At 69.3% G+C, this 9859-nt stretch carries 10 protein-coding genes; all 10 read right to left on the bottom strand.

The features are described 5' to 3' along the window. Positions 1-23: 23 nt before the first annotated feature. The 10 genes from CQ039_RS16490 to CQ039_RS01135 all read right to left on the bottom strand — a co-directional run bounded on the left by CQ039_RS16490 (position 24) and on the right by CQ039_RS01135 (position 9806). Positions 24-356: a hypothetical protein gene (locus CQ039_RS16490; RefSeq protein ID WP_146112067.1), complete on the bottom strand. Its 333-nt coding sequence runs from the start codon at positions 354-356 to the stop codon at positions 24-26. A 215-nt stretch (positions 357-571) separates the two neighbouring features. Next, positions 572-2290 carry a putative porin gene (locus CQ039_RS01175; protein WP_105562061.1) on the bottom strand — a complete coding sequence of 573 codons (1719 nt, stop codon included), beginning with the start codon at positions 2288-2290 and terminating at the stop codon, positions 572-574. A 20-nt stretch (positions 2291-2310) separates the two neighbouring features. Then, a complete protein-coding gene (locus tag CQ039_RS01170) occupies positions 2311-3000 on the bottom strand; it encodes a TonB C-terminal domain-containing protein (RefSeq protein WP_105562060.1) in 690 nt (229 codons plus the stop codon). Positions 3001-3005: 5 nt separating this feature from the next. After that, the gene (locus tag CQ039_RS01165; protein WP_105562059.1) at positions 3006-3416 is read right to left on the bottom strand and encodes a biopolymer transporter ExbD; all 411 of its coding nucleotides are present in this window, start codon (positions 3414-3416) and stop codon (positions 3006-3008) included. A 14-nt stretch (positions 3417-3430) separates the two neighbouring features. Beyond that, entirely contained in the window at positions 3431-5158 is a 1728-nt protein-coding gene (locus CQ039_RS01160; protein WP_233190100.1) for a DUF2341 domain-containing protein, read from the bottom strand. Beyond that, positions 5158-6687, bottom strand: coding sequence for a ShlB/FhaC/HecB family hemolysin secretion/activation protein (locus CQ039_RS01155; RefSeq protein WP_233190099.1), 1530 nt, complete (start codon positions 6685-6687; stop codon positions 5158-5160). Before CQ039_RS01155 ends, CQ039_RS01160 begins: the two co-directional genes overlap by 1 nt. A gap of 191 nt (positions 6688-6878) precedes the next feature. Beyond that, the gene (locus tag CQ039_RS01150) at positions 6879-7817 is read right to left on the bottom strand and encodes a FecR domain-containing protein (RefSeq protein ID WP_158255966.1); all 939 of its coding nucleotides are present in this window, start codon (positions 7815-7817) and stop codon (positions 6879-6881) included. Between the two features lie 47 nt (positions 7818-7864). Then, the gene (locus tag CQ039_RS01145; protein ID WP_158255965.1) at positions 7865-8410 is read right to left on the bottom strand and encodes an RNA polymerase sigma factor; all 546 of its coding nucleotides are present in this window, start codon (positions 8408-8410) and stop codon (positions 7865-7867) included. Positions 8411-8420: 10 nt separating this feature from the next. Then, on the bottom strand, positions 8421-9062 hold the full coding sequence (locus CQ039_RS01140; protein ID WP_105562055.1) for a TonB family protein: 642 nt from the start codon (positions 9060-9062) through the stop codon (positions 8421-8423). An 81-nt stretch (positions 9063-9143) separates the two neighbouring features. Next, entirely contained in the window at positions 9144-9806 is a 663-nt protein-coding gene (locus tag CQ039_RS01135) for an STN domain-containing protein (protein ID WP_105562054.1), read from the bottom strand. Positions 9807-9859: the final 53 nt, after the last annotated feature.

Here is a 9859-nt window from a genome sequence, read left to right as displayed (position 1 = left end):
AGAAAGGAAAAGGGCGAAGCGACTCATGGCCGTCCTCCCGGTCGCGGCGTCGGCACGGGCCGGACGGGACGCTGGGGATGGACGGACAGGCCGAAGTTGGAGCCGAACCGCTGACGCGCCGCCGTCTGGCTGGCGACGCCGACGGTCAGGTCGGGCGCACGCGCATCGGGCGTCGGCGCTTCAAAGGCCGCGCGGGCCTGGCTCTGGGCCAGACGGGCGGCGCGTTGCAGGGCCTCGGCCGCGCAGTCCAGATGACCGGCGCGGTCGCCGCCGACATCGACCTGAACGCACACGTCGGCGGGTGACGGCGAAGTAGGCGCCTGCTGGGCCACGGCTGCGACGGGCGAGAACGCCACCAGAAGCGGAAGAAGGAGGCGGACCGCTCCAGCCGGGGATGGGCCGAAGCGGTCCGCCCGCGTCGCCTCGCCCCGGGACGGGCGAGAACCAGGCGAGACGACGAACCGAAAGCGTCCGACGGCGACCTGCGCCCAGGCGCATCCCCGCGTCCCGCCGTAAACGACGAGGCGAAGGGACGAACACAGATGGGCGAAGACCGTCGTCATGGCGCGGATCAGAACCGGGTCAGCAGGTCGATCAGCAGGCGATCCGACGACAGCGGCGCCCCGGCGATCTCCTCGGCCGACAGCCAACGCGCACTGATCGCCGTGTTCTTGCCAAAGGCGTAGGCGCCCCCGACCATCCAGCCCTGAGAGTTGGTCCCGCCCAGGTGGAAGTCGCTGTCGGTGAAGGCGTCCAGAACCGCGTCGGATTCCAGACGGCGATACCCAGCGTGGACATTCCAGTCGCCGCGCGAAGCCAGGTCCAGCTTGCCCGCCGTCAGCTTGACCGACCAGCCCGACGAACCGCCATCCCAGGCGCCCGGCAGGGTCACGGTGCCGTTGGTGTTGGTGGGGTCCGGGATGGTCGTCGACGGCCCCAGGTTGTTGACCGCGCGCAGACGCATCAGGGCGTTGTCGATGCCGAGGTTCTCGACAAAGTCGCCCTCGACCCGGAAGCCGACGCCGTCGAAGGCGTTGAAGTCCAGGCTGGCGCGGACGTTCAGCACCTCATAGGCCGAGGCCAGTCCGAAATACTGGTTCTCGGGGCTGGTGATCGGGTTCAGCGGATCGGCGACCACATTGCGGATCGGGAACATGGTGTTGCCGAACTGCTGGAACTGCGGACGCGTCGGGTCGGTGTCGCAGACGGTTTCGTAGAACTGGCAGGGCTTGGACACCTCGCCCTCGACCCCGTCGAAGTTGAAATAGCCGACCGCGGCGCGCAGCCGCATGTCGTCGCGCGGCGTCCAGTCCAGACCCAGCTGAGCCGCCAGCAGGTATTTGTCGCGGCTCTCGAACGGCCCGCCCTTGCCCTCTGGCGCATTGCGTGAGCCGAAGTTGAAGTCGGTGTTGAAGATGGGGAAGGCGCCGGCGGTCCCGAAAACGGCGAACTCGGGGTTCAGCGCGCGACGCGCCGATACCGCCACGCCATCGAAGTTGATGTCGTCGTCGAACACCAGATCCCCGGTCCAGAACGGATTGGCGAAGCGGCCAAAGTCCAGGGCCACATCCTTCACCGGCGTCAGGCGGATGGCCGCGCGGTCCAGCCACAGGGCGTATTTGCCGAACTCGTCGCCGCCGCCCAGGGTCTGGTTGGTCGAGACCGGCGAGGTGTCGTTGCCGGTGGCGACGCGCACTTCCGCAGAGATCCAGCTGTCGATCTGGGCTTTCAGACCGAAGCGGGCGCGGATGCGGGCGCGCTGGCGATCTTCCAGGGTGTTGAGGTAGGGCGGGCCGACATAGCCCGGCGTCTTGTCGTTGATGTTCTGGCCGGAACCGGCGTTGATCGCGCCGTAGTCGACGAAGATGTCGGCGTTGTTGTCGTCCATGAAGACGCCTTCGCCGCGCACCCGCACATCTCCCGACAGGGTGATGCCGCGCGTCCATTCCGGCGTCTGGCCGGGCGCCGACCAACCCTGGGCTTGCGCCTGGGTGCCCAGCTCGGCGCGCAGCTCTTCCTTGATCTGATCGCGGACGACCTGCGGGATATAGGGGATGGTCTGCACCCCATTGGCCACGCCGCCGGCGGGAACTGGCGCAGGCGTCGGCGCCACGGTCGCCTGAGCCAGAAGACCGTCGGCCTCCTCGCGGGTGACCAGCCCCTTGGCGACCATCAGTTCCAGCAGCTTGGTGGAATCGACGGTCTGGGCGAAGGCCGGCTGGGCGGCCAGCAGGCTGAGGCCCGCGGCACAGGCCATCAGGGCCGGTTTCAGGCGGTTAGGACGGTTCATTACGGTAATCCCCAGGAAGGTCAGGCGCCGCTTCGGGCGTTCAGTTCGATACGCATGACGGGCAGGCCGTCGGGCGGGCGGCGGGAGAGCTTCACGCCGGTCAGGGCGCGTTGCAGGGCGGCGTCGCGGCGGGCGTCGCCGGTGCCGCGCAGCAGGCGGACCGAGGTGATCCGACCCTCAACATCGACCGTGACGGCCAGTTGGGCGGAGTAGCGACCCCGACTGAGGTCGCGTTCACCCTGAACCGCCTGGGTCACCTCGCGGCGGGTCAGTTCGCCATAGGCGCCGAAACCACCGTCGCCGCCGCCCGGACGCCCGCCGATGCGGGTGCCCGAGCCGTCGCCGCGCGCCAGGCCGTAGTTGGATGGACCAGCCCCTTCGCGGGCGGTCAGGGCGCTGTCTCCGACCGTCGGCTCGGACGGCGCGTCCGGCGGCGGCGGGGTATCCTCGACCGGCTGATCCATCGGGGTCGGCGTGGGTTCGGGCGGCTTCTCCCGCGCCACCTCGGGCGGCGGAGGCGGAGGCGGCGGAGGCGGCAGGACCACCCGCACCGTCTTGTCCTCGCGCTGACGCTCGCTGACCGAGCCAGGCCGCAGGAAGGTCGCAGCCAGCAGCGCGATCAGCACCGCGACCGCTCCGACCACCGGCCAGTTGATCCTGCGCCGACGACGCGGCGGCGGCGGATCATCCGCCATGAAGGCGTAGGTCATGGCGCTCAGGCTCCCCCGCCGGGCGGGCGGGTCGAGGCCATGCCCAGGCTGCCCACGCCGACCTTGGAGCACAGGTCCAGCACCTGCATGATCTGGTCGTACTGCACCGCCCGGTCGCCGCGCAGGATGACCGGAAGGTCCGGCGTCGAGGCGATGGAGGTCCGCAGTTCCTGCTCCAGCTCGGCCATCGAGACGGGAACGGCGTCGATCGACACCGTGCCGTCATTGGCGACCGCGATGACCCGCGACTTGGGCTGATCCAGCACCTGGGACGACGACGCCGACGGCAGGTCGACCTTGATGCCCTGCACCGCCGCCGTAGTCAGCAGGATGAAGATGATCAGCAGCACGAAGGTCAGGTCGACCAGAGGCGTGATGTTGATCTCGTTATAGGGTTTCTTGCCCTGAACCTGCATGGATCAGCGCTCCCCTATTCCGCCGCGAGGGCGGCGACAGGGGCGTCCTGCCAGGTTTCGGCGATGCGCTTTTCCAGCTCGTCGACGAAGATCTGATTGTCGGCGGTGACGTCCTCGACCCGGCTCAGCAGGTAGTTGTAGCCAAACAGGGCCGGGATCGCGACGGCCAGACCGGCGACGGTGGCCAGCAGGGCCGCGGCGATGCCGGGGGCGATGGCGTTGATGTTGACCTCGCCCGCCGCCGCCACCGAGGCGAAGGTGATCATGACGCCCAGAACCGTGCCCAGCAGGCCGATGAAGGGACCGCCGGAGATGGCGATGGTCAGCAGCACCATCCACTTGTTCAGTTTCTGGCTCTCGCGCACCTGACCGGCGTCCAGCGCCGAGCGGATGGCGGCGATCGACTGCGGACGGATGGCGAACCGGCTGCCCGACGCCTTGCCCTCGGCCAGACGCTGGCCGAGTTCCTGACGACCGATCTGATAGAGGCGCGCCAGCGGCGAATGCTCAGTCAGGGCCGGCGGCAGGGCGCCAAGGCCGTCATGGCCGTTCGAGGCGCGGGCCGACTGGCGATAGACGTCCAGGAACTCTTCGTTGGCGCGCGTGGTGCGCCCCAGCATCAGCCCCTTGGTGATCATGACCCAAATCGCCAGGGCCAGCATGAAGCCCAGGATGATGATCACCACCCAGGCGTCGACCGTCAGGGCCTTGAACAGGATGCCGAAATAGTTGTGGCCGCCGCTCTCGGTCTGCTCGGCCGTGTCGAAGGTCAGCAGCTTGGCGCCCTGCCCCTCGCTGGCGGCCGCCAGTTGGAAGGCCGCCTGCGGCAGGGCCACGCCCGCCACGCGGAACTCGTCGATCTCGCCGGTGAAGCCCTGACCCAGAACGGCGGGACCTGCCGACAATGCGCCCGCGACCTCGCCGGCCGGCTGGCCGTTGACGAACAGGCTCGTTTTCTGACCGTCGTTGACGAGGGCGACATGGGCCCAGGTTCCAGTCGGAAGCGCAGCGCCTGCGCTGCGCTGACCGGCAGCGTCGAGGAACAGGGTCGCGCCTTCCGAGATCAGGCTGAGGCCCGACAGACCCAGCAGTTGACCGTCCGAGCCGGGCTTGACCCAGAAGCTGACCGAGACCGGCCCTTGTGCAAAGGCCTCGGCCGGAACCGACACGGCGGCGGCGCCGTCCAGCGTCAGGCTCTGGCCGATCAGACCGCCAGAGTTGCGGACCTCGCCGCCGACGCCGTTCAGGCCGTTGGAGGTGGCGTCCTGCGGCGCGCCCGCGCCGTCGAAGTGCCAGACCAGCCTGTAGTCGGCGCCGAAGGTCCCGGCGGCGTTCTGACCGGCTTCAGCCTTCTCGTTGCCGTAGTAGGCGTAGATGGCCGCGGCGGCGCCCGGCTTCAGGTTCGACACGTCGACCCAGACCAGAGCCTGCTGCTCGGCGGGCGCCCACTTCTCGATGTGGAAGGCCAGAGGCGTGCGGTCGTCGCCCGCCACAAAGCGCAGGTCCGAGCCGTCGGCCTTCACGTCAGCGAAGTCGAAATTGCCCGTGTGCAGACGGATCAGGACGGGGGCGCGGGCCACCTCGCCGGTCACGCCGGCGACCTGGGCGTTCAGGTTGATTTTCGTGCGATAGGCGTAGTCCGCCTGCCACCAGCCCGCGGCGGCGGCCGGAGCCGCAGCCCCGATCAGCACGGCGGCGGCGAGGCCGCCGAGCAGCCCCTTCTTGGTCATCGTCAAAGCCATCAGAATTCCCCCCAGATGCGGAAGCGAACGGAAACCAGGCCCGCATCGCGGCCCGGCATGGTGATCAGGGGCGTGCCGACATCGACGGCCCCGTTGAGGTATTGGAAGAGGCGCAGCCGCCCGCCGACGCCGACGCTCATCAGAAGGTTCTCGCCCTTCTGACCCGGCAGCGGGTCGTGGATGCCGACGAAGCCGGCGTCCCAGAAACCGTAGAGGCGCAATTCATCCACGCCCGGCCAGTCGGCCAGCAGCGACGGCGAACGCAGCTCCAGTTGCGTGGCCAGGCCGTAGTCGCCCATGGCCTCGCTCTCGCGATAGGCGCGGACCGTGTTCGAACCGCCGATGCCGAACTGCTCGTTGGAGATCAGCGGGCGATCGGTCCATTGAGCCGACAGCTTGGCCATCAACTGCAGGTCGTGGACCAGTTCTTCGGTATGCGAGGCGTCGACCTTGACCGTGAAGAAGCTGGGGCGGGCGTTGTAGCGCTTGGCGTCAAAGGCCCACTTGTCGTCGCCCAGACCGCGCACGCCCAGGACGCCGCTGAAGGTCAGGTCGCTGCGCCGCGCCTCACCGCTCCAGTCGCCGCGCCACGAGGCCATCAGCGGGAAATACTCGATCGGCGCCGCGGCCCGGTCCGAGCCCAGGATCACGTCTTCCTTGAAGCTCTTCCAGTCGAAGCCGAGCGTCAGCGAATGATAAAAGCCGTCGCCGCCGCCTAGGGCGCGGATCAGACGCAGGCCCGCCAGATCGCCCTTGCCGATGACATTGGTGCCGCCGACCACGGCGATGTCGCTGTCGGAATGGACAGCATAGGCCAGCAGCTGCGTGCCGACGCCCAGGCGCATCAGATAGTTGCCGGAATAGACCGTGCCGTCCGTGGTCCGCTCGGGCGCCGTCTGGGCCGACAGGCTGAGGCTGTCGCCGCGCCCCCACATGTTGTCGTGACGCAGGGTCGCCGCCGTCCGCAGTTGGGTCGTCGCGGCGCTGGAATAGTTGTTCAGTTCCAGCGAGCCGTGCCAGGGCGAGCTTTCCTCGACCGCCAGCACCACATCCAGCGTGCCGGGCGCCACGCCTGCGCGCAGTTCCGGCGTCACGCGTCGCGACGGGTTCTGGTTCAGCGCCACCACGTCGCGCTGGAACTCCGGCAGGTTCGGCGTCTGGCCGGGCGTCAGCGACGGGGCCTGAGCGCGCACGGCGTCGGGCCTCCTCGCGCCCTCGACCAGCACCTGACCGATGGCCTGCTCGGTCACCTCCAGCATCAGGACGCCGCCTTCGACCGACTGCTCGGGAATGAAGACGGACACGGCGACGAAGCCGCGCGCCTCATAGACAGCCTGCAAGGCGGCGCGCGCCGCCTCCACGTCGTCCGAGGTCCGGCCCGGCCCCATGAAGGGATAGACCGCCCGTTCCACCGCCTCGGGCGGCAGGACCGTATTGCCCTTCACCTGAAAGGCGCGAACCTCGAAGCTGGCGTCGTCCTGCGCCCTCGCGGGCGCGGCGTGAACAGCCAGAACAGCGGCCAGCGCCAAGGCGCTCGCCGCGCCTCTCAGCGCGCAATGTCTCTTGTAATCCAGCATCAATCCCCCGTGACGCGACGGCCGCTGAGGCGACCGACGCCCCGCACTTGGTCGTCAGGGGAGAGACACGTGCGCCCGACACAGGCGCAAAGATTTAGCGTGAAGATTTCGCGACGTTTCTCAGTCGCTTATGTTCGATTTCGTCAGGCCACGAGGACAACATCGCCAGGCAGGCGCGTGGCGCGAACCCCATAGGCCAGCCGCATCTGATCAATGACCTGATCAATACGATCGGTGTGGAAGGCGCCGTTGACGCGGCGGTTTCTCAGGCGTGGATCGGCGATGACGATGCGGCCCGTGCGATAGCGATTGATCTCCTCGATCACGTCGCCCAGGCGCTGATCGCGGAAGACCAGCAGGCCGCGCCGCCAGGCCGCCTCGGCCTCCGGGTCGATGGCCGTGGGGGCCTGCATCTGCTTCTGGTCATAGGTGACGCTGTGTTGCGCCGGCAGCGCCGCCGCCTGCCCCGCCGAGCGCACATGCGCCGCGCCTTCCAGACAGGACACCCGCACCTCGCCCTCCAGACAGCGCAGCGCCAGTCGCGCCTGCGACGCCGTGGTCTCGCCGTCCTGGGCGAAGATCGACAGGGGGGCGTCTGGGCGGTCGATGGTCACGACCGCCTCCCCCGTCAGCAGTTCAAAGGCGCCCTCGCCCGCCGCCGGTCGCAGGGCGATCCGCGTCAGGGTGTTCAGCTCGACCGAGACGCCCGGCGCCAGTTCGACGCGCCGCGTCTCGCCCTTTTCCGTGGTGAAGTCAGCGGGCGGTGGCGCAAAACGCGTCGTCCCCGACCGTTCCGCGATGATGGCCACCCCGGCGGCCGAGGCGGCGATGGCCCCGCCCACCACCATGCGACGGCTCAGACCGCGCCGGGCCGTCGTTGGCCGGGTCGCCTGCTCGTCGCGCAGGTCGGACGCCGCTTGTCGCGCCGCCTTGTGCAGACGCGCCGCCTGAACGAAGGCCCGCTCATGACGCGCATCCGCCTGACGCCAGACCGCCAGATCCAGGGCGTCGTCCTGCGTCGCCTCGCCTGACATCAGGCGACGCACCCAGGCCTGGGCCTGTTCGACGACCGCGTCGCTCACGTCCTGATCTCGCCGCTCATGTCCGGCCTCTGAGGCGCCCCTGTAATTCATGACACGCCACCGTCGGAACGGCGCAAGGATATGACCTTGGGTTGAGCCAAATTCTTCTGCAAGGCCTCGGTCGCCAGTTTCAGTTCGTGCTGCACCGTCCGCTGGGCCACGCCGTTCTGCTCGGCGATCTCGGCTGTCGACAACCCGTCCAGCCAGGCGGCGGTGCAGATGGCCAGACGCCGCGCCGGCATCCGCGCCATCGCCGCCTTGACCGTGGCCAGGTCCGAGCGCGCCTCAGCCACCGTCGCCGGGTCCGGGCTCTCGTCCGGCACGTCCAGCAGGGCCGAGACCTCGTCAAAGCCCAGCAGCCGCCGGTCGCGGCGCCGCGCATTGGCGGCGATGTTCAGCGCCATGCGGAACAGATAGGCCGTCGGATGCCGCACCTCGTCCTGCGGCCCGTTGCTCGACAGCTTCACATAGGCGTCCTGCAGCGCGTCGCGCGCCATCTCGCGCGAGCCCAGCCGCGCGCTGAGGCCGCTCAGCAGGGTCTCGTACTTCTCGACCAGATGCCCGCGCAGACGGGCGGCGGCTTCCGTCACCACGACCACGCTCTCATTCGCCGACCCGCACGCCGCCGCCCCTGGTCGAGGCGGCGTAGCGCAGCGGCACGATCAGATCGATCGCGCCCGGCAGGGTCGCGGGCAGGCCCGGCAGAGGCTCGGCGCGCCGCAAGGTCTGCAAGGCCGCCTCATCCAGAGGCACGACCCCCGAGCTCGTCTCGATCCAGGCGTCCATGACCCGTCCATCACGCTGAACGATCAGGCCGACCCGCACCACCCCGGTCGGACGCGGGCCGGCCAGGGACGCCGGATAGGCGTGAAACCGCGCCAGATGACTTTCGACCCGCCGGTAATAGTCAGACACGGCGCCAGGGTCGGGCGCAGTCGCCGGCATGGCCGCCGCACCGCCGCTCGCCGTCTGGGCGGGTGCCGCCTTGGCCTCGCCGGTCATGGGCGAGGTCGGCGCTTTAGCGGTCGGGCTGGCGGTCTCGGCCGCGTTTGAGGACACTTCTGTGCGGTCGCTGTCGCCGGCCTCTCGGCGAGCCGTGTCGATCAGCTCGACATTGACCGCGTGCGGCTGGGCCTCCGGCGCCGTGACGCCCTGCGGGATCGCCGACGACGCCAGCAGTACAGCCGCCGCCCCGCCATGCAGGGCCGCCGACGTCATCGCGCCAAGAAGCCAGTTTCGCGTCATGGATGGGAGCCGAGCCGTCAGAGCCGCTGGAACCCCGCCTCCCTAAACCGTCACCAGCGACAGAACGGTGACGCTGGTATGTCAGTGACGCTGACGGACGCGAAACTCGATCCGCATCGGCTGCGGCAGGTCCGGCGGCGGAACCGGAAACCGCAGGCTTGAAGCCAGAGCCAGGAAGCCGGCGTCGCGCGCGCCCTCGCCCGAGCCGTTCAAAATCTCGATCCGACGCGCCGCCCCGTCCTCGGCCACCCACAGACGCACACTAAGGGCATAGTCGCCGCCCGACAGCACGGCGTCCTGACGCAGGGCCTCGACCGTCTGCCGCTGCACTGCCTCGGCATAGGCCCGCGCCTCGGCGTTCGCGCCCAACCGGCCGATGACCGGCGCCGCGGTCGCGGTGATCGGATTCAGCGTCACCGCTGAGGTCGATCCGGCGTAGATGACCACGGCTCCGCCCGCGGTGAACCGCGCCGTCAGGCCGGTGCCCGCCAGCATCAGGGCCAAAGCCTCCCTCGGCTGCATCGCCCCCGACACCGGCGACGACCGCCGTCCCGCCGCCAGCGAACTGTCGTAGAGCATCTGCAAGCCGGTCGAGACCGAGAAGGCCGCCAGCGCCTGGTCCAACGGCTGGGCCTGAAGTTCAAATCGCCGCGCCTCCTGCGGTCGCGCCTGCGCCACGCCGGCGATCGCCAGAGCAGCCATGACGGCAAGGATCGCCAGCCGACGCTTCAGGCCTTTCGACATCTATGTCCCGTCCCCTTCGCCGCCGTTAGCGCGGGATCAGCACAGCCTTCCGA

It is taken from the genome of Brevundimonas sp. MYb52, assembly GCF_002979535.1.
Lineage (GTDB): Bacteria > Pseudomonadota > Alphaproteobacteria > Caulobacterales > Caulobacteraceae > Brevundimonas.
This window is presented reverse-complemented; position numbering and strand designations above follow the sequence as displayed.

Bases quoted from the DNA above. Each gene is read 5' to 3' on its own strand.
- CQ039_RS01160 (WP_233190100.1), bottom strand. From the start codon at position 5,158: ATGGCTTTGACGATGACCAAGAAGGGGCTGCTCGGCGGCCTCGCCGCC.
- CQ039_RS01175 (WP_105562061.1), bottom strand. From the start codon at position 2,290: ATGAACCGTCCTAACCGCCTGAAACCGGCCCTGATGGCCTGTGCCGCG.
- CQ039_RS01140 (WP_105562055.1), bottom strand. From the start codon at position 9,062: ATGACGCGAAACTGGCTTCTTGGCGCGATGACGTCGGCGGCCCTGCAT.
- CQ039_RS01165 (WP_105562059.1), bottom strand. From the start codon at position 3,416: ATGCAGGTTCAGGGCAAGAAACCCTATAACGAGATCAACATCACGCCT.
- CQ039_RS01135 (WP_105562054.1), bottom strand. From the start codon at position 9,806: ATGTCGAAAGGCCTGAAGCGTCGGCTGGCGATCCTTGCCGTCATGGCT.
- CQ039_RS01170 (WP_105562060.1), bottom strand. From the start codon at position 3,000: ATGACCTACGCCTTCATGGCGGATGATCCGCCGCCGCCGCGTCGTCGG.